Annotated in this window: 29 protein-coding genes; 10 read left to right on the top strand and 19 right to left on the bottom strand. The window is 67.4% G+C overall.

From position 1 onward, the window contains the following. Nucleotides 1-14: 14 nt before the first annotated feature. The 7 genes from BJ987_RS14720 to BJ987_RS14690 all read right to left on the bottom strand — a co-directional run bounded on the left by BJ987_RS14720 (nt 15) and on the right by BJ987_RS14690 (nt 6,189). On the bottom strand, nt 15-1,181 hold the full coding sequence (locus tag BJ987_RS14720; protein ID WP_209889646.1) for a glutathionylspermidine synthase family protein: 1,167 nt from the start codon (nt 1,179-1,181) through the stop codon (nt 15-17). After that, nucleotides 1,181-1,717, bottom strand: a complete 537-nt coding sequence (locus tag BJ987_RS14715) for a hypothetical protein (RefSeq protein ID WP_209898376.1) — start codon at nt 1,715-1,717, stop codon at nt 1,181-1,183. Before BJ987_RS14715 ends, BJ987_RS14720 begins: the two co-directional genes overlap by 1 nt. Before the next feature lie 178 nt (nt 1,718-1,895). Continuing rightward, nucleotides 1,896-2,171, bottom strand: a complete 276-nt coding sequence (locus BJ987_RS14710) for an acylphosphatase (RefSeq protein WP_209889643.1) — start codon at nt 2,169-2,171, stop codon at nt 1,896-1,898. Then, the gene (locus tag BJ987_RS14705; RefSeq protein ID WP_209889640.1) at nt 2,172-2,597 is read right to left on the bottom strand and encodes an OsmC family protein; all 426 of its coding nucleotides are present in this window, start codon (nt 2,595-2,597) and stop codon (nt 2,172-2,174) included. 72 nt (nt 2,598-2,669) lie between these two features. After that, nucleotides 2,670-3,368: a response regulator gene (locus BJ987_RS14700; protein WP_209889637.1), complete on the bottom strand. Its 699-nt coding sequence runs from the start codon at nt 3,366-3,368 to the stop codon at nt 2,670-2,672. Between the two features lie 23 nt (nt 3,369-3,391). Then, nucleotides 3,392-6,019, bottom strand: coding sequence for a sensor histidine kinase (locus BJ987_RS14695; RefSeq protein ID WP_209889635.1), 2,628 nt, complete (start codon nt 6,017-6,019; stop codon nt 3,392-3,394). Next, nucleotides 6,016-6,189, bottom strand: a complete 174-nt coding sequence (locus tag BJ987_RS14690) for a hypothetical protein (protein ID WP_209889632.1) — start codon at nt 6,187-6,189, stop codon at nt 6,016-6,018. Before BJ987_RS14690 ends, BJ987_RS14695 begins: the two co-directional genes overlap by 4 nt. Before the next feature lie 288 nt (nt 6,190-6,477). Here BJ987_RS14690 and BJ987_RS37265 point away from each other — a divergent pair, with 288 nt between their 5' ends. From BJ987_RS37265 to BJ987_RS14670, 5 genes are read left to right on the top strand one after another with little or no spacing between them, the layout of a single operon-like run. Next, on the top strand, nt 6,478-6,561 hold the full coding sequence (locus BJ987_RS37265) for a potassium-transporting ATPase (protein WP_245367001.1): 84 nt from the start codon (nt 6,478-6,480) through the stop codon (nt 6,559-6,561). Continuing rightward, on the top strand, nt 6,558-6,644 hold the full coding sequence (locus BJ987_RS38215) for a potassium-transporting ATPase subunit F (protein WP_372446938.1): 87 nt from the start codon (nt 6,558-6,560) through the stop codon (nt 6,642-6,644). The genes BJ987_RS37265 and BJ987_RS38215 overlap by 4 nt, the downstream gene beginning before the upstream one ends. Then, nucleotides 6,645-8,315: a potassium-transporting ATPase subunit KdpA gene (gene kdpA / locus BJ987_RS14680; RefSeq protein ID WP_209889614.1), complete on the top strand. Its 1,671-nt coding sequence runs from the start codon at nt 6,645-6,647 to the stop codon at nt 8,313-8,315. Between the two features lies 1 nt (nt 8,316). Beyond that, nucleotides 8,317-10,461, top strand: a complete 2,145-nt coding sequence (gene kdpB / locus BJ987_RS14675) for a potassium-transporting ATPase subunit KdpB (protein ID WP_209889609.1) — start codon at nt 8,317-8,319, stop codon at nt 10,459-10,461. A gap of 1 nt (nt 10,462) precedes the next feature. Further along, nucleotides 10,463-11,329: a potassium-transporting ATPase subunit C gene (locus BJ987_RS14670; protein ID WP_209889607.1), complete on the top strand. Its 867-nt coding sequence runs from the start codon at nt 10,463-10,465 to the stop codon at nt 11,327-11,329. Nucleotides 11,330-11,333: 4 nt separating this feature from the next. On the opposite strand, the gene BJ987_RS14665 is transcribed toward BJ987_RS14670, so the two are convergent. Both BJ987_RS14665 and BJ987_RS14660 read right to left on the bottom strand, forming a co-directional pair. Further along, the gene (locus BJ987_RS14665) at nt 11,334-12,122 is read right to left on the bottom strand and encodes a MerR family transcriptional regulator (RefSeq protein WP_209889604.1); all 789 of its coding nucleotides are present in this window, start codon (nt 12,120-12,122) and stop codon (nt 11,334-11,336) included. A 652-nt stretch (nt 12,123-12,774) separates the two neighbouring features. Next, a complete protein-coding gene (locus BJ987_RS14660; protein ID WP_209889601.1) occupies nt 12,775-13,350 on the bottom strand; it encodes a YdcF family protein in 576 nt (191 codons plus the stop codon). A 73-nt stretch (nt 13,351-13,423) separates the two neighbouring features. Between BJ987_RS14660 and BJ987_RS14655 the strand changes: the two genes are divergently transcribed. Beyond that, nucleotides 13,424-13,903, top strand: coding sequence for a VOC family protein (locus BJ987_RS14655; RefSeq protein WP_209889598.1), 480 nt, complete (start codon nt 13,424-13,426; stop codon nt 13,901-13,903). An 11-nt stretch (nt 13,904-13,914) separates the two neighbouring features. Here BJ987_RS14655 and BJ987_RS14650 read toward each other — a convergent pair whose 3' ends face one another. Continuing rightward, nucleotides 13,915-15,000, bottom strand: a complete 1,086-nt coding sequence (locus tag BJ987_RS14650; RefSeq protein ID WP_209889595.1) for a winged helix DNA-binding domain-containing protein — start codon at nt 14,998-15,000, stop codon at nt 13,915-13,917. Nucleotides 15,001-15,055: 55 nt separating this feature from the next. Between BJ987_RS14650 and BJ987_RS14645 the strand changes: the two genes are divergently transcribed. Next, nucleotides 15,056-15,343, top strand: a complete 288-nt coding sequence (locus BJ987_RS14645) for a hypothetical protein (RefSeq protein ID WP_209889592.1) — start codon at nt 15,056-15,058, stop codon at nt 15,341-15,343. A gap of 9 nt (nt 15,344-15,352) precedes the next feature. Here BJ987_RS14645 and BJ987_RS14640 read toward each other — a convergent pair whose 3' ends face one another. From BJ987_RS14640 to BJ987_RS14630, 3 genes are all read right to left on the bottom strand, one after another. Continuing rightward, on the bottom strand, nt 15,353-15,793 hold the full coding sequence (locus BJ987_RS14640; RefSeq protein WP_245365968.1) for a carboxymuconolactone decarboxylase family protein: 441 nt from the start codon (nt 15,791-15,793) through the stop codon (nt 15,353-15,355). A gap of 68 nt (nt 15,794-15,861) precedes the next feature. Next, nucleotides 15,862-16,908, bottom strand: a complete 1,047-nt coding sequence (locus BJ987_RS14635) for a PHP domain-containing protein (protein ID WP_209889589.1) — start codon at nt 16,906-16,908, stop codon at nt 15,862-15,864. 5 nt (nt 16,909-16,913) lie between these two features. Next, nucleotides 16,914-17,495 (bottom strand): dihydrofolate reductase family protein, encoded by a 582-nt coding sequence (locus BJ987_RS14630; protein WP_209889586.1) that lies wholly within the window; start codon nt 17,493-17,495, stop codon nt 16,914-16,916. Nucleotides 17,496-17,672: 177 nt separating this feature from the next. Between BJ987_RS14630 and BJ987_RS14625 the strand changes: the two genes are divergently transcribed. Together BJ987_RS14625 and BJ987_RS14620 are read left to right on the top strand one after the other, a co-directional pair. Continuing rightward, nucleotides 17,673-18,035, top strand: coding sequence for a type II toxin-antitoxin system Phd/YefM family antitoxin (locus tag BJ987_RS14625; RefSeq protein ID WP_209889583.1), 363 nt, complete (start codon nt 17,673-17,675; stop codon nt 18,033-18,035). Next, complete coding sequence (locus tag BJ987_RS14620) at nt 18,032-18,304, top strand: Txe/YoeB family addiction module toxin (protein WP_209889579.1); 273 nt, start codon at nt 18,032-18,034, stop codon at nt 18,302-18,304. Before BJ987_RS14625 ends, BJ987_RS14620 begins: the two co-directional genes overlap by 4 nt. 24 nt (nt 18,305-18,328) lie before the next feature. On the opposite strand, the gene mutM is transcribed toward BJ987_RS14620, so the two are convergent. From mutM to BJ987_RS14595, 5 genes are all read right to left on the bottom strand, one after another. Then, the gene (gene mutM, locus BJ987_RS14615; protein WP_209889576.1) at nt 18,329-19,186 is read right to left on the bottom strand and encodes a bifunctional DNA-formamidopyrimidine glycosylase/DNA-(apurinic or apyrimidinic site) lyase; all 858 of its coding nucleotides are present in this window, start codon (nt 19,184-19,186) and stop codon (nt 18,329-18,331) included. Between the two features lie 17 nt (nt 19,187-19,203). Next, nucleotides 19,204-19,926, bottom strand: a complete 723-nt coding sequence (gene rnc / locus BJ987_RS14610; RefSeq protein ID WP_209889574.1) for a ribonuclease III — start codon at nt 19,924-19,926, stop codon at nt 19,204-19,206. A gap of 101 nt (nt 19,927-20,027) precedes the next feature. Then, nucleotides 20,028-20,210: a 50S ribosomal protein L32 gene (gene rpmF, locus BJ987_RS14605; protein ID WP_014987105.1), complete on the bottom strand. Its 183-nt coding sequence runs from the start codon at nt 20,208-20,210 to the stop codon at nt 20,028-20,030. Between the two features lie 34 nt (nt 20,211-20,244). Next, a complete protein-coding gene (locus tag BJ987_RS14600) occupies nt 20,245-20,853 on the bottom strand; it encodes a YceD family protein (RefSeq protein ID WP_209889571.1) in 609 nt (202 codons plus the stop codon). Nucleotides 20,854-20,973: 120 nt separating this feature from the next. Continuing rightward, nucleotides 20,974-21,720: a DivIVA domain-containing protein gene (locus BJ987_RS14595; protein ID WP_209889568.1), complete on the bottom strand. Its 747-nt coding sequence runs from the start codon at nt 21,718-21,720 to the stop codon at nt 20,974-20,976. A 201-nt stretch (nt 21,721-21,921) separates the two neighbouring features. Between BJ987_RS14595 and BJ987_RS14590 the strand changes: the two genes are divergently transcribed. Then, entirely contained in the window at nt 21,922-22,434 is a 513-nt protein-coding gene (locus BJ987_RS14590; RefSeq protein WP_209889565.1) for a GtrA family protein, read from the top strand. Nucleotides 22,435-22,484: 50 nt separating this feature from the next. Here BJ987_RS14590 and coaD read toward each other — a convergent pair whose 3' ends face one another. Further along, entirely contained in the window at nt 22,485-22,970 is a 486-nt protein-coding gene (gene coaD, locus BJ987_RS14585; protein WP_209889562.1) for a pantetheine-phosphate adenylyltransferase, read from the bottom strand. Nucleotides 22,971-22,976 lie beyond the last annotated feature (6 nt).

The following is a 22,976-nucleotide window of genomic DNA, read 5'->3' as shown; positions in this document are numbered from 1 at the left end:
TTCCAGGAACGGTGTCAGGTGGTGGGGATACGGTGCGGGACGAAGGCGGCGCCGTCGTCGGTGATCAGGCCCGCGGTTTCCCGGATACCGAGGCCCGCGGAGCTGTCCCCGACCATCCAGGCGCCGAGGACCGGTCGCATATCGTCGAATTCCGGTAGCGGATCGAGCAACTGGTAGACGAACCCTTCGGCGCCGTACACGCCGCCGGTCGCGGTCTCCATGCCCGCGCCGACGATGGTCATATTGGCGCCCTCGCGACCGAGTTTCGGTTTGCGGATGTACTCGGTGAGCTCGTTGGGCTGATCGAGGTAGGCGGGCAACAGGTTCGGGTGCCCGGGGTACATCTCCCACAGCACCGCCAGGATCGCCTTGTTGCTCAGCAGCGTCTTCCACAGCGGCTCGACCCACATGGTCGCGGGCAGACTCGCGATCACCCGTTTACCGAAGTCGTCGTCGAGCACCCACTCCCACGGGTACAGCTTGAAGATCGCTTCGATCGGCGCCTCCGCCAGATCCACGAAACGCTCCAGCTCGAGGTCGAAGCCGACCTCCTCGATGGGCAGCGCGATGGTGTCGAACCCGGCCTCGGCCGCGGTCTCCTGCATATAGGCCGTGGTGACGTTGTCCTCGCCGGACCCGTCCGCGGCGGACCAGGCGAAATGCAGATGCGCGGACGGCAGCGTGTCCCGCAGCGAAGACCACCGCTCGACCAGCTTCTCGTGCAACGAATTCCATTGATCGTCACCGGGATATCGCGCAGTCAGCCAGTGCCACTGGATGATCGCGGCTTCCAGCAGTGACGTCGGCGTATCCGCGTTGTACTCCAGCAGTTTCGCGGGCCGGCGCGCGTCGTAGCGCAGATCGAACCGTCCGTACACGTAAGGATCGTTGCGCCGCCAGGATTCGGTGATCGGCTCCCAAGTCCATTCGGGCAGACCGAAATCCCGGAACCGTTCGGTGAGGATCACCTGCTCGACGGCATGCAGGCACATGGAGTGCAGCAGTTCGACATCCGCTTCCAGCGCGAGGATTTCGTCCATGTCGAACTCGTAGTGCACCGACTCGTCCCAATACGGACGGGGCTGCCCGCTGGCATCCCGGCCGGGCGCACCGTAGACGAGACCCTGTTCCTCGATGATCTGCTGCCAGCCGGGCCGGGGCGTACCACGGACGCGCCGCATCAGGACCCCCCGCCCGAGCTCTTGCTGCCGAGCCCGCCGCGCTGCACGGTGGTGCCGCTCTTGGTCTTGATCTCCGCGCCCTTGGGCTTCACGGTGCTGCCGCCGACCGGCGCCTGCCCGATGGTGGGGTTGCCGCCGTAGTAGTAGCGATACTGCGGCCAGCCACCGAGGATGATGAGCCCGCCGCCGCCGTGCCAGCGGTCGTCGTCGCTGAAGCCCTGCTTGCCGGGCCCGCACTTGTCATCGGGGACAACGACTTCCTTGCCGTTCTGGTCGATCTGCACGCAGTGCGCGGTCACCTGGTCCGGTTTGTTGACCGCCTTGTAGACCAGGTATCCGCCGCCGACGAGCCCGGCGACGCCGACGACGGCGACGCTACCCATCAGCACGCGCTTGCGGGTCTTCTTCTTGGCGGCCTCGGCGGCTTCCGCGGCCCGGCGCTCTTGGTCGGCGCGTTGGCGGGCCTTGTCCCGGGCGCGTGCCTCGGCCACGGTCGGCGGGCGCGGCTGGGTGCGGCCGGGTTCCTGTCGCTGGATGCTGCCGTACCGGGGTTCCTCGGGCGGCAGGGCCAGTTCCGGCCGCTGCGGTTCCGTCTGGCCCTGATCGGACACCGGCCAACCCGGATGCGCTTCGCCCGGCTCACCGGTCGGCGGGGTGGCGTCAGGGAACTTCTCGCCGTCGCCCGGATGCTGCGTGCTCACCGATTCGCCCTCACTACCGCTCCTCGAACCCGGACATATCACCCCGCGCGGGCTCCCAGCTTTCCACAACCAAGCTGACCCGGCCAGGAGTTTGACCGGAACGCAACAGCCCGAGCAACTTCTCCCCGGCCGCGCGCGGACCCTCGGCGATCACGTGCACCCGTCCGTCACGCGCGTTGCGGGCGTACCCGGTCAGGCCGAGTTCCAGTGCGCGGGAGCGGGTCCACCAGCGGAACCCGACGCCCTGCACCGTGCCGTGCACCCACGCGCTCAGCCGAACCGCGTCCATCTACGCGTCGACGTCGAAGTTCAAGTTGACCTTGGTGCCGGCCTTCAGCGTCCGCCCGACCGTGCAGGCCTTGTCGATGGCGCGCTGCACCGCGACCAGGAGACGATCCCGGGTGGCGTCGTCGAGTTCGCTGAGGTCGAGTTCGAACTGCTCGTCCAGCTGCGGATACACCTCGTTCTCCCGGTCGGCGTCTCCGGAGACGCGGATGGTCGCGTCGAAGTTGTCACCGAGCCGGCGCGAGAGCGTGAAGTCGGCGCTCAGGCCGGAGCAGCCGGCCAGCGCGATCTTCAGCAACTCACCCGGGGTGAAGGCACCGGGCACGCCCTGGCTCGCGATCAGCACTTCCGCGCCGCGCGAGCTGCGGCCGGTGTAGGCCCGGGTACCTGTGCGCTCGACCCACAGGGTGGTCGGGTTTTCGTCAACCATGGTCACGATCCTGCCATCTCGATCAGATCTTGCAGTGCATGCCTGGCAACGTCGGGCAAAACTGACACATTCCTATTCCTGAAACCGGTACCCCATGCCCGCCTCGGTCAGCAAATGCTTGGGCCGCGCGGGATCGTCCTCGAGTTTGCGCCGCAGCTGCGCCAGATACACCCGCAGATAATGGGTTTCGGTGGCATACGCCGGACCCCACACCTCGCGCAGCAACTCCTTGCGCCCGACCAGCTTGCCGCGATTGCGGACCAGCATCTCGAGCATGCCCCACTCCGTCGGCGTCAGATGCACGGCCGCACCGTTCTTGGTGACCTTCTTCATAGCCAGGTCGACGGTGAACGACGCGGTCTCGACCACGGGTTCGTGTGTACCCGGATCGCCGGCGCCGCGCCGCACCGCCGCCCGGAGCCGGGCGAGCAGTTCGTCCATGCCGAAGGGTTTGGTCACGTAGTCGTCGGCGCCCGCGTCCAGCGCCTCCACCTTGTCGGCCGAGTCGGTGCGGGCCGACAACACGATCACCGGAGTCGAGGTCCAGCCACGTAGTCCGGCGAGCACCTCGATCCCGTCGAGGTCGGGCAGTCCGAGATCGAGAATGACCACGTCGGGGTGTTTGTCGGCGGCTATCCGCAAGGCCGCCGCACCGGTGCCCGCGGTCAGCACCTCATAACCGCGCACCGACAGGTTGATCCGCAGCGCACGGACGATCTGCGGTTCGTCGTCGACGACGAGCACCTTGGTCGCCGGCATCTTGTCTGTCATGGTGAATTCCTGTGCCTCCGTGGTCACTGCCGGTTGCCGGTCGCACGATCGTCGGGGCCGGGCACCGGAATCGGGCCGGTCTCACCGGTCCGCAGCGGGGTCAGCGCCGCGCGGACCGCGTCTTCGCGAAAACCCACCGCCGCACCGGTACCGCCCGCCGCGGCGCGCTCGTCCGCGGCCAGGTCCACCAGCATGGTCAGGCCGCCGCCCGGCGTCGGTTCGGCGTGCACGGTCCCGCCCATCGCCTCGACGAAACCGCGGACCACCGCCAAACCGAGGCCGACGCCGGTGGTGTTGTCGCGATCGCCGAGCCGCTGGAACGGTTCGAACAGCTGCTCCTCACTACCCGGCGCGATACCCGGTCCGGTGTCGACGACGGCGATCGACACCCGGTCGCCGGTGACTTCCGCGGTCACCCGGACCGAAGAGTCGCGCGGGGCGTGCCGCACGGCGTTATCGATCAGGTTGGCCAGCACACGTTCCAGCAGACCCGCGTCGGCGCGGACCGCCACTTCCCCGACCTCTACCCGCACCCGGTCCATCGCGGCGCGGCGCAGACCACGCGCGCCCATCCCGACGCTCACCAGGGCCCGGTGCACCACCTCGTCCAGGTACACCTGGCGCAGCCGCGGCGTCACCACCCCGACCGCCAGCCGGGAGGAATCGAGCAGATTGCCGACCAGCGCGGTCAACTGGTCCACGGATTCCTCGATGGTCTCCAGCAATTCGGCGGTGTCCTCGGTGGAGAACTCGATGTCGTCGCTGCGCAGACTCGACACCGCGGCTTTGGCCCCGGCCAGCGGCGTGCGCAGGTCGTGGCTGACGGCGGAGAGCAACGCGCGCCGCAGCCGATCGGCCGCCAACAGTGCCGCCGCCGCGCCCGCTTCCTCGGCCAGCCGCGACTGGCGCACCAGCCCCGCGGCCTGATTGGCCACCGCGTTGAGCACCGGCCGGTCGCCGGATTCGATCGAACGGCCGGACAGCAACAACAGGCTGGAGCCATCCCCGGCCTCGATCGCGGTATCCGCGTCGGCGACCTCGAGCGGCGGCTGCTCCCCGACCCGGGCCAGTACCTGGTCGCCGTCGCGCAGACTCACCGCACGCTGGCCGAAGCTTTCCCGGACCTGTTCCAGCAGCTTCGGCAGATCCGCACCGTGCAGCACCGCGCCGGCGAACATGGTGAGCAGTTCCGCCTGCCGGGAAGCCTTGCGCGCCTGCAACGTTCGCTTCGCGCCCAGATCCACCAGGGCGGCGACCGCGACCGCCACCATCAGCAGTACGACCACCGTGACGAAGTTGTCCGGTTCGGAGATGGCCAGGCTGTACCGCGGTGTCGTGAAGAACCAGTTCAGCAGCAGACCGGACAGCAGCGCCGACAACACCGCGGGCACCACGCCACCGAGCAGCGCGACCGCGAGCACACCGACGAAGAACAGGGCGCTGATACCGCCGAGTTCCAGGTGCCGATCGAGCAGTGTCAGACCGAGAGCACAGACCGACCCGGGTATCAGCAGCGCCCCGGCCCACGCGAGCACCGGCAGCCGCGGCCGCAGCGAAGACCGTCGGACGCCGGAATTCGCCTGCTCGTGGGTGACCATGTGCACGTCGATCTTGCCGGACCGCTGGACCACCGCGGAGCCGATGCCCTCGTCGAAGATCCGGGCCCAGCGGGAGCGCCGGGAGGTCCCGAGCACCAGCTGGGTGGCGTTCACCTCGCGCGCGAATTCCAGCAGTGCGGTCGGCACATCGGTGCCGGTGACGGTGTGCAGACTGGCGTTCAAGCTCCGGGCGAGCTCGCGCAGCCGGTTCAGCCGTTCGGTCGACACTCCGGCCAAGCCGTCGCCGCGCACCACATGCACGAGCACGAGATCGGCACTGGACTTGGTGGCGATCCGACCGGCGCGGCGTACCACCGTCTCCGATTCCACACCGCCGGTGACCGCGACGACCACCCGTTCGCGCGCCTCCCAGAGCTCGGTGATCTTGTGGTCGGCCCGGTATTTCGCGAGCGCCGCGTCGACCTGATCGGCCAGCCACAGCAGTGCCAGTTCCCGCAGCGCGGTGAGGTTGCCGGGCCGGAAATAGTTGCGCAGCGCCGCGTCGATCTTGTCGGCCCGGTACACGTTCCCGTGCGAAAGTCTGCGCCGCAAGGCTTCCGGGGTGATGTCGACCAGTTCCACCTGGTCCGCGCCGCGCACCACCGAATCCGGCACGGTCTCGCGCTGCTGGATACCGGTGATCTGTTCGACCACGTCGTTGAGGCTTTCCAAATGCTGCACATTGACGGTGGAGATCACGTCGATGCCCGCGGCGAGCAGATCCTCGACGTCCTGCCAGCGCTTGTCGTGGGCGCTGCCCGGCGCGTTGGTATGCGCCAGCTCATCGACCAGGACCACGCCGGGCCGGCGCGCCAGGACCGCCTCGACATCGAGTTCGGGCAGTTCGGTACCGCGATAGGTCACCAGTTTCGGCGGAATCCGCTCGAGCCCCTCGAGCAGCGCGGCTGTCTTGCACCGCCCGTGCGTCTCCACGATCGCCGCCACCACGTCGGCTCCGCGCTCGAGGCGGCGATGGGCCTCGCCGAGCATGGCGAAGGTCTTGCCGACACCGGGGGCCGCGCCGAGGTAGATGCGAAGTTGGCCGCGTTTCACTGATCCATCATCGCGCGCCGTGCACCCACGCTCGAACGCCGCCGCGCGAACCGCGCCGGCGGTACAGCAAATGCCGAGCGATCCACTGGGGCGGACCGGGCGCCCAGCGCGCGAATGAGCAGCGCGCAACACAGGAAGCCGCCGATGAGCGCGATGGCGACACTTGACATGGCCGATCCTCTCCACCCTGATGCTCCGGCTCCTGGGATTGTCTTCGGCCGGTACTCGAGTTCTACCGGCGTCCTGCTCCTCGAGCGGGATCTTTACGGTGTGTTGACGCTTCCGGAGCGCAATTTGACGGCACCTTTCCAGCAATCCACAGCCGGGCGTAAACGAACCGTCAATGCGCGCGTTCACGACGCTAAGGAGCCGTAAGGAACGTCGGCCGAGCCTCGAACAGCGACTTGACTCGCCCTGGCGCGTTCTCGTCCGGAACGCGGATGGAGGTTGTGGAATTCATGTCTGTCGTGGTGTTCACGGTGCTCACCGTGGCGGTTTTCGCCTTGCTCGGCCTGATCCAGCGCGGGGTGGAGCGGCTGTGATCGCGAATCTGATCGGCCTGATCCTGGCCATCGGCGTCGCGCTCTACATGGTCGCGGCGCTGCTCTTCCCGGAAAGGTTCTAGGTGAACACGACTACCGCCGGGATCGTCTTCCTCGCGTCCCTGGTTCTCGCGCTGGCCCTGGTACACAGGCCGCTCGGCGACTACATGTACCGGGTGTACAACGGCGACAAGCACTCTCGGTTCGAACGGGTCATCTTTCGGATGATCGGTGTGCAACCCGAAGTCGAGCAGACCTGGCCGGTGTACGCGCGCAGCGTGCTGGCCTTCTCCGCGATCAGCGTCTTCTTCCTGTACTTCTTCCTGCTGTTGCAGGGCCACCTACCCTGGCATCTGGACGATCCCGGCACGCCGATGACCGCCGCGCTGGCCTGGAACACCGCGGTCAGTTTCGTGACGAACACCAACTGGCAGAACTACGCGGGCGAGTCCACCCTGGGGCACCTGGTGCAGATGGCGGGGCTGGCGGTACAGAATTTCGTGTCCGCGGCGGTCGGCATGTCGGTAGCGATGGCACTGGTGCGCGGATTCGCCCGTCACCGCACCGGAGACCTGGGCAACTTCTGGGTCGATCTGGTGCGCGGCACGCTCCGCATCCTGCTGCCGATCGCGTTCGTCTCGGCGCTCGTGCTGGTCGCGGGCGGTGTCGTGCAGAACTTCCAGTTACACGACCAGGTAGCCCAAACCCTCGGTGGCGCAACGCAAACCATCCCCGGTGGGCCGGTGGCCAGCCAGGAGGTGATCAAGGAACTCGGTACCAACGGCGGCGGTTTCTACAACACCAACTCCGCGCACCCGTTCGAGAACCCGAACACCTGGACCAACTGGCTGGAGATCTTCCTGCTGCTGGTGATCAGCTTCTCGCTGCCACGCACCTTCGGGCGCATGGTGGGTAGTCCCAAGCAGGGTTACGCCATCGTGGCGGTGATGGGCACGCTCGCGTTGCTGAGTGTGACGCTGCTGAGCGTCTTCCAATCGCAGCACCACGGCACGGTGCCGACCGCGATCGGCGCGTCCATGGAAGGCGTGGAACAGCGTTTCGGCGTAGCGAATTCGGCCGCTTTCGCTTCCGCGACCACGCTCACCTCGACGGGTGCGGTGAACTCCTTCCACGACTCCTACACCAGCCTCGGCGGCATGATGACGATGTTCAACATGCAACTCGGCGAAATCGCGCCCGGCGGTGTGGGTTCGGGGCTCTACGGCATGCTGATCCTGGCGGTGATCACAGTCTTCCTCGCCGGGCTCATGGTCGGCCGGACGCCGGAATTCCTGGGCAAGAAGATCACGCCGCGCGAAATCAAGCTCGCGGCTTCCTATTTCCTGATCAGCCCGCTGATCGTGCTGGTGGGCACGGCTATCGCGATGGCCATGCCCGGTCAGCGGGCGGCGATGCTGAACTCCGGGCCGCACGGACTCTCGGAAGTGCTGTACGCCTTCACCTCCGCCGCGAACAACAACGGTTCGGCGTTCGCGGGTCTGTCCGGCAACACCGACTGGTACAACACCGCGCTCGGGCTGGCCATGGCGTTCGGCCGGTTCCTGCCCGTCCTGTTCGTGCTCGCCCTGGCCGGTTCGCTTGCCCGGCAAGGTCATACCCCCGCGTCGATCGGCACGCTGCCCACCCACCGGCCACAGTTCGTCGGCCTGGTCGTCGGAGTCACGTTCATCCTGGTCGCGCTCACCTTCCTGCCCGCGCTCGCGCTCGGGCCGCTCGCCGAGGGAATCCACTGAAATGCCAAGTACCGCAGTAGCAGAACTCGACACTGTCGTTGCCGTGCGGCGACCGCGGAACGTGCGCAGCGGGCTGCTCGACCCCGAGATGATGCGCAAGTCGCTGCCCGGCGCGATCCGCAAGCTGGACCCGCGCACGCTGTGGCGCAATCCGGTGCTGCTCGTCGTCGAACTCGGCGCGCTCTGGGCCACCGTGCTGGCGATCGCGACACCGTCCTTCTTCGCCTGGGCCATCGTCGTATGGCTTTGGCTCACCGTCGTTTTCGCCAATCTCGCCGAAGCGGTGGCCGAGGGCAGGGGTAAGGCGCAGGCCGACTCGTTGCGCAAGGCCAAGACCGACACCGTCGCGCGCCGCCTGGTGCACTGGGCGCCCGGCGCCGCCGGGCCGGAGGAAACCGTGGCGGCCCCCGAATTACGGCGCGGTGACTACGTGGTGGTCGAGGCGGGCGGGGTCATTCCCGGTGACGGTGACGTGGTCGAAGGCATCGCGTCGGTGGACGAATCGGCCATCACCGGCGAATCCGCGCCCGTCATCCGGGAATCCGGCGGTGACCGGTCCGCGGTCACCGGCGGCACCACGGTGCTGTCGGACCGGATCGTCGTCAAGATCACCCAGGAGCCCGGGGCCAGCTTCATCGACAAGATGATCGCTCTGGTCGAGGGCGCGTCACGGCAGAAGACGCCGAACGAGATCGCGCTGAACATCCTGCTCGCCGCACTGACGCTGATCTTCGTCTTCGCGGTGGTGACCCTGCAACCGCTGGCGATCTACGCCAAGCAGAACAGTCCCGGCGTCGCCGACACCGCCGCCCTGGACGGTCATGGCATCACCGGCATCGTGCTGGTCTCCCTGCTGGTCTGCCTGATCCCCACCACCATCGGCGCGCTGTTGTCCGCGATCGGCATCGCGGGCATGGACCGGCTGGTGCAGCGCAATGTGCTGGCCATGTCGGGTCGCGCGGTCGAAGCCGCCGGTGACGTGAACACGTTGTTGCTGGACAAGACCGGCACCATCACCCTCGGCAACCGCCAGGCCTCCGGCTTCGCTGCGGTGCCCGGGGTGACAGCGGCCGAATTGGCCGATGCCGCACAGCTTTCCAGCCTCGCCGACGAGACGCCGGAGGGCCGGTCCATCGTCGTCTACGCCAAGCAAGCCCACGGCCTGCGGGAGCGCTCCCCCGGCGAGCTGACCCACGCGCACTGGGTGGAATTCACCGCCCAGACCCGGATGTCGGGTGTGGACATCGACCACCGTCAGCTGCGCAAGGGCGCGGCGAGTGCGGTCACCGAGTGGGTGCGCGCCCAAGGCGGCTCCGTCCCAACCGAACTCGGAGCCCTGGTGGACGGGATCTCCGCGTCCGGCGGCACCCCCCTGGTCGTCGGCGAAACCGCGAACGGCTCCGCGCGCGTGCTCGGCGTGATCCACCTGAAGGATGTCGTCAAACAAGGCATGCGCGAGCGTTTCGACGAAATGCGCCGCATGGGGATTCGCACCGTGATGATCACCGGGGACAACCCGTTGACCGCCAAGGCGATCGCCGAGGAGGCCGGTGTCGACGACTTTCTCGCCGAAGCCACCCCCGAGGACAAGCTGGCGCTGATCAAGTCCGAACAGGACGGCGGACGCCTGGTCGCCATGACCGGTGACGGCACCAACGACGCGCCCGCCCTCGCCCAGGCCGACGTCGGCGTCGCCATGAACACCGGCACCTCGGCCGCCAAAGAGGCGGGCAACATGGTGGATCTGGATTCGGATCCGACCAAGCTGATCGAGATCGTGGAAATCGGCAAACAGCTGCTCATCACCCGCGGCGCGCTCACCACGTTCTCCATCGCCAACGACATCGCCAAGTACTTCGCGATCATTCCCGCGCTGTTCGTGGCGCTGTTCCCCGGCTTGGACCTGCTCAACATCATGCGGCTGCACAGCCCGCAGACGGCGATCCTGTCCGCGGTCGTGTTCAACGCCCTGGTGATCATCGCGCTGATTCCGCTGGCGCTGCGCGGCGTGCGCTACCAGCCGTCCCATGCCTCGAAGCTGTTGAGCCGCAACCTGTTGGTCTACGGGCTCGGCGGCATCATCGCGCCCTTCCTCGGCATCAAACTCATCGACCTCATCGTCCAACACCTCCCTGGGATGGCCTGATATGCGACTGTCGACCTGGATCCGGCAACACCTCGCCGCGTTACGCGCGCTCCTGATCCTGACCGTGTGCACCGGAATCGTTTATCCCCTGGCGGTTTACGCCGCCGCGCAGCTTCCAGGGCTGCGCGACGGAGCCGAGGGCTCGCTGCAGCGGGCCGGCGGAAAGGTGGTGGGCTCCAGTCTGATCGGTCAGTCCTTCACCGATGCCGAGGGCAACGCGCTGCCGTACTTCCAGAGCAGGCCGTCGGCGGCGGGCGACGGATACGACCCGATGTCGAGTGCGGCGAGCAACCTCGGACCGGAGGACATCGTCGACACCGACGCGCGCGCAAGCCTTTTGACGCAGGTGTGCGCGCGAAGCAGGGCGATAGGCGACCGGGAGCGCGTCGATGGATCCCGGCCATTCTGCACCGAGGATGGAGTCGGAGCGGTGCTGTCCGTGCTCGGAACGCGGGGCACGGACGGCGATGTCGCGCACCCGACCCGCGTGGTCAGCGTCAATCAGCTCTGTCCCGCAACGCCTTTCCTCGGTTCCTATCGCGGCGTCACTGTCGAATGCGCGCAGCCGGGCGAGGACTACGCCGCCGGGCTGATTGTGCCGATTCGGGGAAATGCCTCCGCCGAGCCCGCTGTCCCCGCCGACGCCGTGACCGCGAGCGGCAGCGGACTGGACCCGGACATCTCCCCCGAGTACGCGGCTATCCAGGTGGCGCGAGTCGCCGACGTGCGCGGGGCCACCGTCGAGCAAGTGCGGGAGGTGGTCGCGGCGCATACCAAGGGCCGCGCCCTCGGATTCCTCGGTGAACAGCGCGTCAACGTGTTGCGGCTGAACCTGGATCTGGACCAGCGGTACCCCATCCGGGGGTGATCGGTCAGTGCGGATCCGGTCTCGGGATGTAGATGCCCGCGGCACGCAACTTGGCCTCGATCAGCGCCGCCACCTGCGCCGCCGCCGACTCCTGTGTTTCGCCGTGGTGGGCGATGATCCGGTAGCGCGTCGCGGCCTCGGTGCGCGCCTGCATCCCGGTCAGGATCTTCAGCTGTTCGGGGTTGGCGAGATAGTGCTCGACCATGTCGGTGGCGAGTTCCTCGATGCGGGGATCATCCGGCGCCCAGCTCGTCACCTCCGAACCGCGCAGGCTGATGGCGACGAACCGGGGGTCGTCGAGGGCGCGCTCGAGGTGGGTGAGGTACTCGTCGAAACCTTCCGGCGCCAGCGCCTTGGCCAGCACCCAGCCTTCCCGGGCGGTCTCCACCTCCGCCGGCGGAAAGCCCAGGCCGGGCATCCGCTCCAGCAGCGCGACCGCGCGGTCAGGCAGGAGCGTGCGGTTGCCGTCGGCGAGCCGGTGCAGCGTGTCGCGGCGGGCGGACAATTCCGCGATCCGGGCGGTGAGTTCCCGTTCGACGTCGGCGAGGGCGGCGGCGAACTGGTCCGCGTCGGCGTCGAGCAACGGGCCGATCTCGGCCAGCGGCACCCCCGCGGCGGCCAGCGTGCGGACCTGGACCAGGCGCAATAGGTCAGCCGAACCGTATCGGCGATAGCCGGAGCTGTCGCGTTCGGGTTCAGCGACCAAACCCTGCTTGTGGTAGTGCCGCACGGTCTTGATCGTGACGCCGACGAACGCGGCGGCCTGGCCGATCGTCACTCCGCCGCCGCTCACGTGTGCTCGCCACCCGCACCGTGCGCAAGGCCGTCCGACCCAGCGGGACAGCCTTTCTCAGCCGACCGCGGCGAGAATGCCGCACAGGCAGTGCAATCCGTACCGGCCATCGACACCGAATTCATGCGCCGAGCTTAATGGCCCGTAACCTTCGCGCCGCCTACCCCGATCGATTTCGTGAGGGGTACAGGTGGGAGTTGTTATGCGGCACGACAGGCAATCCGATGGTCCCACCCGATGGCACAGCAATTCGGTCCTGCGTTTCGCGCTCGGCGCGGTGACAACCGCAACTCTAATGCTCGGCGGGGTACTGGCTTTCGAATCCACCCTCGAAGAAGTCCCCCTCAACCAGCAGCGACCCTTCACCTACCCGGTGATCACTGAACCGTTCACCTCCACGGCGACACCTCCGCCGGGGGGCGCTCCGCCGCTGACCCCCACAACGACACCCGCGCCGGGGACCCCCGCACCGCTGATTCCGACAACCGCGCCGGGGACCCCCGCACCGCTGACCCCCACGACCCCCACCAGCGACCCCCACACCGCTGATTCCGACAACCCCCACCGGCGGTCAGTACACCGCTACACCCACGACACTCCCACCGGTGTTCCCCGCTCACCGCCCACCACAAATCACCCGGTCGACGCCGCGTTAGCGACCCTGCGCGTCCTTTCGCAAACCGTAGAGCGCGAGCACCGGTTTCAGCGGCATCCACTCACCGAACCGGTACTCCGCGCCGGGGACCAGACGCGACGCCAGGTCGGGACGTTGACGAGCGAGATAACGCCGGGCCTTCTCCGCGTGCAGGGGCAGCGAAACGATCTTGATACGGTCCACGTCGTCGAGCAGCGGAATCGCGAAAGCGATGTTCTCCCAAGTACTCCGGCTCTGCTCCTCGAGCACGAGCGTTCCGCGATACCCACACCTGTCTCTGGCGTACTCGGCCATCAGCGCCGCTTCGCTGCGCGGGCCCCCGCACGCGCCGCCGCACAGCACGAGCCGACTCTCGTCCGCCTCGGAGTCGATCGACCTCAGACCAGCACGCACCCGCCACTTGTTCATCGCGTTGGCGCGCGCCCCCGCGTTGCGGTACCCGAGCACCACGACGGCCTCGGAGCCGCCCTGCGCGGACCCTACTTCCCGGCGGGAGGCCCGCCAGTTCTCCCACTCACCCCACAACAGCGTCAGCACGACACCGCCAACTGTCAGCCAGGTCCGTTTCCGCATCAGGTCAGCCAAGCACATCAGTGATCAGGAATCGAGAAGCCCCGGCACCCTGCGCACACCTACCGTAATTCTCATGTGCAACACACCGTTCCAGCCGCCCCGCCCCACCGCCCCGGCCCTGCAGTACCTCCAGGTGACCGTCACCGATATCGACGAATCCCTGGCCTTCTACCGCGACGCCCTCGGCCTGGAACTCGTCAACGACCTCGGCTCCGGCGACAAACGCTGGGTCACCCTCAGCAGCCCGGCCCAGCCCGGCCTCGAGTACGTCCTCTCCCGACCGCACGCCGGCCGCACCCAGGAAGACGGCGACGCCCTCCAGACCCTGCTAACCAAGGGCATCCTCCCCATGCTCGTCTTCACCACCGACGACCTCGACGCCACCTTCGAACGTGTCAGAGCCGCCGGTGCCGAAGTCCTCCAGGAACCCGTCGATCGCCCTTGGGGGCCAAGGGATTCCGCATTCCGCGACCCCTCCGGTACCACCGTGCGCATCCAGCAGGGCGAAGTCGTCCTGCGCAGCCGCGTCAAGGCACCCGCCACGACAGCGTGAGCCGGCGCCGCCTACCCCTCGATGACGACCTTCCCCTCCGCGCCCGGCGCGATGAACGGCAGCAGCGCTTCGGCCTCGGCGCGTACGGCGGCCTCGTCGGCGCTGGACAGCGGATACCAGGGCGTGATGCGGATGGTGGCGTCGTCGAGTGCCCAGCGGCCGTGGACGAAGCCGTCTACCAGGTACATGGGGACACCGGCGGAGGCCTCCTTGGCGATGCGCAGGCGATCTTCCTCGGCGATGATGCGGCGGCGGTCTTTGTGACCGAGGACGGCGTTGTCGAAGGCGGGCAGGAAGCGGACCGGGACCTCCAGGTCGGGATCGGCCAGCGGAGCGTCGGGCAGATCGAAGAGGACCTTGTGCTGGTCGTCGGTGAAAACCGCCAGCTCCGAACGCATATCGTCGATCACCTCGGCGAGCTTGGTGGTGCCGGACCATGCCTGCATGTCGGCTACGGTGGCCGGGCCGAAGGCGGCGAGATAGCGGCGGATCAGCTGCTGCGGGTCGGCGGCGGCGAGGGGCGTGCCGATCCACTCGTCGGCGAGGCCGACGGTGACGTAACGGTTGCGCCAGCGCCCCCAGGCGCCGGTTTCGGGGCTGTGTGCGAGCGGGACCATGACTTCGACGGATTCGGCGAGGCGGCGAACATGGCGGTCCGGGAAGTGCTCGGCGAGGAGTTTGCCGAAATCACTGCGGGACAATGCCTTACCGGACAACAGCGCGCGGCCGGTGGCGGCCAAGCGCTCCAGGTCGACGCCCTCGATCTCCTCGCGGTAATAGGCCGCTTTCAGCATCGCGTCGATCCAGGGCTGCATCGTGGGCCGCAGCCAGGCGAAATCCTCGGCGGCGGCGAGGTGCACAGTGCGGCGAATCATGGTGGAGCGCACCAATTTCCGGTCGTGCAGCAGAGCTTCGAGCTCGGCGTGGGTGAAATCGACCAGCCGCGTCCACAATCCGACGTAGGGCCAGTTCGGTTCCTGGCCCTGTACCGCCACCAGATGCCGGACCAGCTCCAGCGGCGTGAGCTCGACCCGCTCGGCCAGCATCTGGCGCACCAGCAGCGTCCGGTTCAGTTCCCGCAGCGATAGTTCCGTCATACCCTCCATCCTGGCTCAGACCACTGACAAGTCGGCGGTGGCCTACCCTGGAAGCATGTTCGATCCCCTCAGTCTCGCCGTCGGAGCCGGGCTCCTCGGAGCCGGCTGGGTCGTGGGCCGATACGCCCGCCGCCCCGCCCGCGCCACCGCGGTGGTCGCCCGCTGCGGCTGCGGCCACGACCTGTCGATGCACGACCCGGAAAAAGGTCTGTGCCACAGTGAGATTCGCCGCCGCAATATGGGCGGTCTGTACGAGTGGATCCAGTGCGGCTGCCGGCGCTACACCGGCCCGCAGCCGATCGAGGAACTGTTCAGCCGCCCGATCCTGCCGCCGACCGATTGAGTGCCCTGCTCACGGCGCGGCCGGCTCCATTCGCAGCGGTACGCCGATCCGGTTCCACAGGTTGATCATGGCCGTCACCGCCACCAGACCCGCGCGGGCGCCTTCCTCGAAATGCTTCTCGACCTCGGCCCAAACCGCATCGGTCACGCCGTGCGGACCCAGTGTGGTCACCTCCTCGGCGTACGCGAGCGCGGCCTTCTCCGCATCGGTGAACTTCACCGACTCCCGCCAGGCGTTCAGGTAGTAGATACGCTGCTCGGTTTCGCCGTGCAGCCGGGCGTCGGTGGTATGCATGTCGATGCAGAACAGGCAGCCGTTGATCTGGGAGACCCGGATCTTGACCAGCTCCCGGACCGTCGCGTCGAGCGGCCCGCGGCGGATCGCCATCTCGGCGTCGTACCAGCCTTTATAGACCTCGGGCGCGAGTTCGGGCAGGTTCAGGCGAGGCATTCGATGTCCTTTCGTCGGTCTTCACCAACTAGACGAGACAGCCCCGGCAAATGTGACACGAAGCCGGGCTAGCGGGTCCGCCAAGCGAGCAACTCGTCCAGTGGCCAAGTATTGATGACGCGCTCCGCGGGGACCTCGTTCGCGACCGCGCGTTCGCAGCCGTACCCTTGCCAGTCCAGCTGGCCGGGCGCGTGCGCGTCGGTGTCGATGGCGAAATAGCAGCCGGTCTCCACGGCGAGTTTCATCAACCGCGAGGGCGGATCCTGGCGTTCCGGGCGGCAGTTGATCTCCACGGCCGTGCCGTACTGCTTACAGGCCTCGAACACCACCTCGGCGTCGAAGGACGATTCGGGGCGGGTGCCGCGCCCGCCGGTCAACAGGCGGCCGGTGCAGTGTCCGAGCACGTCCACATTCGGATTCGCTACGGCATACACCATTCGCTTGGTCATCACCTCGCTGTCGGCACGCAGATGCGAATGCACGCTCGCCACAACGATATCCAGTTGAGCGAGCAGATCCGCCTCTTGATCGAGGGTGCCGTCGTCGAGGATGTCGACCTCGATACCGGTGAGGATCCGGAACGGCGCGAGCTGCTCGTTCAGTTCGGCCACGATCTCCAGTTGCCGCCGCAAACGGTCCGCGGACAACCCGTTGGCGACGGTCAGCCGCGGCGAATGATCGGTCAGCGCGCAGTACTCGTGCCCCAATGCCGCGGCGACGCTCATCATTTCGTTGATCGGACTGCCGCCGTCGGACCAGTTGGAGTGCGTGTGCAGATCGCCGCGCAACCGCGAGCGCAACGGTTTACCCGGCGCGCCGATAGGTTTCGCGTCGGACCTCAGATCGGCCAAGTAGTCCGGGACCGCACCGGCGCACGCCTGCTCGATGACGGCGGCGGTCTTCGGCCCGATCCCGGACAGTTCCTGCCAGCTGTGCGCCCGTTCGTGCTGCGCGCGCTCGGCGGGGGACAGCTCGGCGACCACATCGGCCGCACGCCGGTACGCCTTCACCCGATGGGTCTCGGCGCGAGCGCGTTCCAACCAGAACCCGATCTCGCGCAGCGCTTCCACCGGGCCCGGTGTGGGGCCCGGCACGGTCGGATCCTGGTCGGCCATCGCGGCTATCGAATCCGGCTGTACTTCACGAAGGCGACTCCATCCTCGAAGACGCGGCTGGTGATCACCCGGAACCGGGCCGGATCGGGCAGCCGCGGGCCGGAACCGAACAGCGACTTGCCGCGCCCCAGCACGATCGGATACAGCTTCAGAAAGATCTGATCGATCTCCGGCAGCAGCACCTGTGCGAGTTCCCCGCCGCCGCAGAGCCAGATGCCCAAGCCCTTCTCACGTTTGAGCTCCCGCACCTTGGACACCGGGTCGGCCGCGATCAATTCCACTGCGGGGTCCGGGTTTTCGGGCAGCGTGGTGGACACCACGAATTGGCGTAGATGCGCGTAAGGACTCGACGTGCCGGTCCGCACCCCGAAGTCGTGCGTCTTACGTCCCATCAGCACCGTGTCGAAATAAGCGGCCTTCTTGGTGATGCCTCTGGCCTCGCGCACCTTCGCCGGCAGCGTCTCCGGGTATTGCGCGGTGATCGCCGGCCCGTGGTCGCCCCCCACCGGGAAGAAATCGACCGAACCCTCCTCGGTGGCGATGAAACCGTCGATCGTCGACGCGACGTAATACGTGAGCTTGCGCATATGGTCCTTCCTGCCCAGCGGCCGGACTCCTGCCCGGCCCCCTGACAGAAACGGTAGCTCGGTCAGCCGACACCCGGCGAGGCTTTACCGCGCCATCCGGCGGATGCCGACTGGGCCACACAGCACGCACCTCCAGACCTGTACAGCTTTCTGTACAGCTTTCTGTACAGTAGCGGTATGAAGCCGATGACCTACACCGACGCACGAGCCAACCTCGCCTCGGTACTAGACGCCGCTACCGAGGACCTCGAAGAGGTGGTGATCACCCGCGCCGGCCACGAGCCGGCTGTCGTCGTGTCGCTGCGCGAATACGAGGCCCTGAAGGAGACCGCATACTTGCTCGGCACCCCCGCCAACGCGCGCCACCTCGAGCGGTCCATCGCCCAGCACCGTGCCGGACAGGCCATCCCCCGCGAACTCGTCGAAATCGATGACGAGCCCGAACAGGCGATCGACCGCGTAGATGCCGCGAACACCCTCGCCGTCAAGCGGACGAAAGCGGCCGAGCGGCCCAAGCGCAAGGCGGCGAAGGCCAAGTGACCGACGTCAACAAACTCACGTTCACCGATGAAGCCTGGGACGACTATCAATGGTTCGTCGCCAACGACCGCCAGAACGTGAAGCGGATCAACAAGCTGATCGCCGATATCAAACGCAACGGCTACACCGGCATCGGCAAGCCGGAACCATTGCAACACAACTTGTCCGGATACTGGTCGCGGCGGATCACTTCCGAGCATCGCATCGTCTACGTGATCGAAGACGACACCGCCGTGATCCTCTCCTGTCGCCACCACTACGGCGAATAACCGAAAAAGAGTGGATCGAACCGTTCAGTGCCGGGGCCGCGGCTGGCAACGCGGGCAGGAGAAGGAGGAACGGTTCATGAACTTCTCCCGCACCAGCGCCGCGCCGCACCGACGGCAGGGCTCGTCTTCGCGCCCGTACACCGCCAGCGAACGCTCGAAGTAGCCGGACTGACCGTTGACGTTCACATACAGCGCGTCGAACGAGGTGCCACCGGCCGCGAGCGCCTCCTCCATCACAGTGCCGACCTCGGTGAGCAAGGTCCGCACCGCCGGACGGGTCAAGCCGGAGGCCGGCCGGTTGCCGTGAATCTTCGCCCGCCACAGGGATTCGTCGGCATAGATATTTCCGACGCCGGAGATCACCGTCTGATCGAGCAGCACCCGTTTGATCTCGGTCCGCTTGGCGCGCACGGCCGCCACCGCCGCGTCGAGATCGAACAGTGGATCCAGGGGATCGCGGGCGATGTGTGCGACGGGTTCGGGGACCGGGGTGCCGTCGACCTCAACGAGGGGCGCGAGCGCCCAGCCGCCGAAGGTGCGCTGGTCGACGAAGCGCAGCTGGGTTCCGTCATCGAGGGTGGCGCGAATATGCGCGTGCTTCTCGACGGGAGCGTCCGCCGCTTGCACCAGCATCTGCCCGCTCATGCCGAGATGGACGACCAATGCCGTATCGGGCTCGTCGAAGGTGAGCCACAAGAATTTCCCGCGCCGCCGCGCGGAATCGACCCGCAGCCCTTGCAAACGGGCGGCGAGATCGGCGGCGCCTTCGAGATGGCGTCGCACCGACCTGGGATGGGTGACCGAGACCGACTCGATGGACCGGCCGACGACATGCTCGGCCAGACCGCGCCGAACCACCTCGACCTCGGGAAGTTCCGGCACGCCTCAGGCTCCAGCGCTCACGATTCGGCGGTCAGGGCCTGATAGGCGGCGCCCGCCGCCTTCTGCTCTGCTTCCTTCTTGGAGCGACCGATGCCCTGACCGTAGGAACGGCCGCCGATCACCGTGGTCGCGGTGAATTCCTTGTCGTGGTCGGGGCCCGTCGAGGTGATCTCGTAACTGGGCACGCCGATACCACGTTCGGCGGTGAGTTCCTGCAGGCTGGTCTTCCAGTCCAGACCCGCGCCCATGCGGGGCCCGCGTTCGAGCAGATCGGCGAACAGCCGCAGTACGACGTCGCGGGCCACCTCGATGCCGTGCTCGAGATGCACGGCGCCCAGCAGCGACTCCATGCCGTCGGCGAGAATGCTCGGCTTGTCCCGGCCGCCGGTGAGCTCTTCGCCCTTACCGAGCAGCAGGTGCGGTCCGAGACCGCCCTCGCCGAGCCCGCGCGCCACCTCGGCGAGCGCGTGCATATTCACCACACTCGCACGCAGCTTCGCCAGCTCGCCCTCGGACTTCTCCGGGTGCTCGTGGTAAAGGCGCTCGGTGATGCTCAAGCCGAGGACGGAGTCGCCCAGGAATTCCAGGCGCTCATTGGTCGGCAGCCCGCCGTTCTCGTAGGCGTACGACCGGTGCGTCAGCGCGAGGCGTAGCAGATCCGGTCGTACGTCGACTCCGAGTGCGGCGAGCAGGCTCGCGTGATCGCCGGTTGCTCCGGTGGCGTCCTTGCTGGCGGTCACGGCCGTGCCTCGCTGGCGCTCGGCTCCGCCGCGACCAGCGGTGCGGTACTGATGGTTCCCTCGCTGCGCTCGGTCACGTCGGTACGGGTGGAAATCGACCGTCAGACGGCTGCGGTGACCTGGCGGCCCTTGTACGTGCCGCAGGAGGGGCACGCGATGTGCGGCAGGGTCTTCTCGCCGCAGGCGCGGTTCGGGCAGGTGATCAGGGTCGGCGCGGTGGCCTTCCACTGGCTGCGCCGCGACCTGGTGTTGGAACGGGACATCCGGCGCTTGGGAACGGCCACGACTGACTCTCCTAGTTCTTAACGGGGGGTTTCGTTACTTCTGGTCTTGGTCTTGCTGGGGCGATTCAGCGGCAAATGACGCGAGCTTGGCCCAGCGAGGGTCAAGTATCTCATGCGAGTGATCAGATCCCGCAATCGCCATCCGCACACCGCACTGCGCGCACAATCCCGGGCAATCCGGGGTGCACGTCGGCTGGAGCGGCAACTCCAGACCGATGGCGTCGATGATCACCGGCTCCAGGTCGATCGTGTCGTCGACCAGGCGCTGCACTTCGTCTTCCTCGGTGGTCTGCTCGGTGGCGCTGTTCGGGTAGGCGTACAGCTCGGTGAGGTACAGCCGCACCTCACCGGTGAACGGCTCCAAGCAGCGCGAGCACTCCCCCTCGGTCGGGGCGGTCACCGTGCCGGTGACCAGCACACCCTCGGATACCGACTGCAGCATCAGATCGAGCCGCATCTCGGCGCCCTTGGGGACGGCGATCAACTCCAGCCCCATCCGGTCGGTGAGGGTGACGGTGCGCCGCAACTCCTGCATGTCGCCGGGGCGGCGCCCCAGGCTGCGGGTATCGATGACGAAGACGCCATCGGGTTCGCGGCGCGAGGCCGCACGCGAACGCGATTCACGACCGCTGTCAGCGGACATCACGAACTCACCTCACGATCGAAAAGAGAATGGGCAACCACTCCACAGTACTGGAATGGACGGCTCAGTCCCAAATGGAGGCGCTGCCCACCGGCGTCCGCCGACCCGGAAAACTAGCGGTCAGCGGCGGTATTCCGACACGTAGTCGGGAGCGCCCGCGCCGCTGCGCAATTGGTGCCGGCCGCGACCGACGGTGCGCAGCGTGGCGTTCAGCGTCTCCTCGAAGTCGGCGAGGGTGGAGTCGACATAGTGGTCGCACTCGTCGCGCATCCGGTCCGCCTCGGCCTGGGCGGAGTCGATGAGCCGCGCGGATTCCGCGTGCGCGGCGCGCACCACCTCGGTCTGCTGCACCAGGCGGGACTGCTCGGCCTGACCTTCGGCGACCGAGCGGTCGTAGGAGGCCTGACCCGCCTCGATCATGCGCTCGGATTCGATCCTGGCCCGGCCGGTGACGGCCTCGTACTCGGCATTGCCATCGGCCACCACGCGGTCGGCCTCGGCTTGAGCGCTGGCGACCAGGCGGTCGGCGTGCGCGCCCGCCTCGGCGACCATCCGGTCGGCGTGCGCCTTGGCGTCGGCGAGGATGCGATCGGCTTCGGCGCGGGCCGCGCCGACGGTCTCTTCGGCCTGTTCATTGGCCGTGGTCACGGTGGTCTCGGCCGCGGATCTGGCGTCATTGACGAGTTTGTCGCGGTGGTCGAGGACATCCTGGGCGTCATCGAGTTCGCCCGGCAGCGCGTCGCGCACGTCGTCGAGCAGCTCGAGCACGTCACCGCGCGGCACGATGCAGTTGCGGGTCGGCGGGATGCCGCGCGCCTCTTCGACGATGGCCACCAACTCGTCGAGTGCTTCGAATACGCGATACATGGATCACTCCCGCTTCTCTGCCGTGTCTACCTGAGCCAGTGTGCCTGCGATCACGGCCCAGGCCGAGACCTCTACCGGTGTGTCGCCCCAGTGTCTCGCACGCCACACAAAAGAAGTGGAGAGACACCCTCCGCTTGGTGTTACATTCTTAATGAAGACCTGAGAAAGATCTTCATAAGCTCAGTTCGATCGGATATGACCATGACGGTTCTCGAAGCTCCACGGCAGGTGGTTCTGCCGGCGAGTATGTACACCCCGTGGGCTGTCGCATACCCGGCCATGGGCGATCTGACGGGCCTGCGATTCGCGCGGTTGATGCGATTCCTGCGCGGCGATCGGGCCTTCGCCCAGTTGATCCGGTTCGCGCTGGTCGGTGGATCCAGCAACGTCGCCTACGTGCTGCTGTTCTTCGCGATGCACGGCGTCGGACCGCTGGTCGCGAATGTCGCGGGTTCGGTGGTCAGCACGGTCATCGCCAATGAACTGCACCGTCAGCTCACCTTCCACGCGGCCGGCCGGGTCGGCTGGTTCACCGCCCAATGGGAAGGCGGCGGGCTTGCGCTGATCGGGCTCGGCATCAGCACGGCCGGATTGGCGGCCCTGGAGATCTGGGCCCCCGGACTCGGCGGGGCGGCGCAGGCCGGCGCGGTCCTGGCCCTGACCGCCGCGGTCGGCGGCTTGCGCTTCCTCGCGCTGCGCGGTCTCGTCTTCTGACACAACGCGAAAGCCCCGGTTCCGACGCGGAACCGGGGCTTGTTTTCGTCTCAGCCGCGCCGTTCGGCGAGGCGGGCGAGCAGGCGTTTGTGCACCAGCGGCGGCAGCATGTCGGCGACGTCGCCGCCGTAAGCCGCCACCTCTTTGACCAGCGAGCTGGACAGGTAGCTGAAGACCGGGTTGGTGGCGATGAAGAAGGTGTCCACGCCGGTGAGCTTCTTGTTCATCTGCGCCATCTGCAACTCGTAACCGAAGTCGTTGCCGTCGCGCAGGCCCTTCACGATCGCGCCGATGCCCTCCTGCTTGGCGAAATCCACGGTCAGGCCCTGCCAGGAGGCGACCCGCACATTGGGCAGGTGCGCGGTGGCCTCGCGCAACATCTCCATCCGCTCCTCGACGGTGAACATGCCCTGCTTCTTCGGGTTGATCGAGACGGTCACCACGACCTCGTCGAATTGCGCCGCCGCCCGGTTGAATACGTCGAGATGCCCATTGGTGACCGGGTCGAAGGACCCGGGGCACAGTGCTCCAGCCATGAGTGG

Source organism: Nocardia goodfellowii, from assembly GCF_017875645.1.
GTDB lineage: Bacteria > Actinomycetota > Actinomycetes > Mycobacteriales > Mycobacteriaceae > Nocardia > Nocardia goodfellowii.
The sequence above is the reverse complement of the archived record's forward strand: the minus strand, read 5'-3'. Positions and strand labels throughout refer to the sequence as shown.

Excerpts from the sequence above, each read along its gene's own strand:
- BJ987_RS14705 (WP_209889640.1), bottom strand. The coding sequence starts at position 2,597 with ATGGTTGACGAAAACCCGACCACCCTGTGGGTCGAGCGCACAGGTACC.
- BJ987_RS14635 (WP_209889589.1), bottom strand. The coding sequence starts at position 16,908 with ATGGCCGACCAGGATCCGACCGTGCCGGGCCCCACACCGGGCCCGGTG.
- BJ987_RS14600 (WP_209889571.1), bottom strand. The coding sequence starts at position 20,853 with ATGTCCGCTGACAGCGGTCGTGAATCGCGTTCGCGTGCGGCCTCGCGC.
- BJ987_RS14630 (WP_209889586.1), bottom strand. The coding sequence starts at position 17,495 with ATGCGCAAGCTCACGTATTACGTCGCGTCGACGATCGACGGTTTCATC.
- BJ987_RS14645 (WP_209889592.1), top strand. The coding sequence starts at position 15,056 with ATGTTCGATCCCCTCAGTCTCGCCGTCGGAGCCGGGCTCCTCGGAGCC.
- BJ987_RS14640 (WP_245365968.1), bottom strand. The coding sequence starts at position 15,793 with ATGCCTCGCCTGAACCTGCCCGAACTCGCGCCCGAGGTCTATAAAGGC.
- BJ987_RS14660 (WP_209889601.1), bottom strand. The coding sequence starts at position 13,350 with ATGCGGAAACGGACCTGGCTGACAGTTGGCGGTGTCGTGCTGACGCTG.
- BJ987_RS14625 (WP_209889583.1), top strand. The coding sequence starts at position 17,673 with ATGAAGCCGATGACCTACACCGACGCACGAGCCAACCTCGCCTCGGTA.
- BJ987_RS14590 (WP_209889565.1), top strand. The coding sequence starts at position 21,922 with ATGACGGTTCTCGAAGCTCCACGGCAGGTGGTTCTGCCGGCGAGTATG.
- BJ987_RS14595 (WP_209889568.1), bottom strand. The coding sequence starts at position 21,720 with ATGTATCGCGTATTCGAAGCACTCGACGAGTTGGTGGCCATCGTCGAA.
- BJ987_RS37265 (WP_245367001.1), top strand. The coding sequence starts at position 6,478 with ATGTCTGTCGTGGTGTTCACGGTGCTCACCGTGGCGGTTTTCGCCTTG.
- BJ987_RS14690 (WP_209889632.1), bottom strand. The coding sequence starts at position 6,189 with ATGTCAAGTGTCGCCATCGCGCTCATCGGCGGCTTCCTGTGTTGCGCG.
- kdpB (WP_209889609.1), top strand. The coding sequence starts at position 8,317 with ATGCCAAGTACCGCAGTAGCAGAACTCGACACTGTCGTTGCCGTGCGG.
- BJ987_RS14655 (WP_209889598.1), top strand. The coding sequence starts at position 13,424 with ATGTGCAACACACCGTTCCAGCCGCCCCGCCCCACCGCCCCGGCCCTG.
- BJ987_RS14710 (WP_209889643.1), bottom strand. The coding sequence starts at position 2,171 with ATGGACGCGGTTCGGCTGAGCGCGTGGGTGCACGGCACGGTGCAGGGC.
- BJ987_RS14650 (WP_209889595.1), bottom strand. The coding sequence starts at position 15,000 with ATGACGGAACTATCGCTGCGGGAACTGAACCGGACGCTGCTGGTGCGC.
- BJ987_RS14670 (WP_209889607.1), top strand. The coding sequence starts at position 10,463 with ATGCGACTGTCGACCTGGATCCGGCAACACCTCGCCGCGTTACGCGCG.
- coaD (WP_209889562.1), bottom strand. The coding sequence starts at position 22,970 with ATGGCTGGAGCACTGTGCCCCGGGTCCTTCGACCCGGTCACCAATGGG.
- BJ987_RS14720 (WP_209889646.1), bottom strand. The coding sequence starts at position 1,181 with ATGCGGCGCGTCCGTGGTACGCCCCGGCCCGGCTGGCAGCAGATCATC.
- BJ987_RS14700 (WP_209889637.1), bottom strand. The coding sequence starts at position 3,368 with ATGACAGACAAGATGCCGGCGACCAAGGTGCTCGTCGTCGACGACGAA.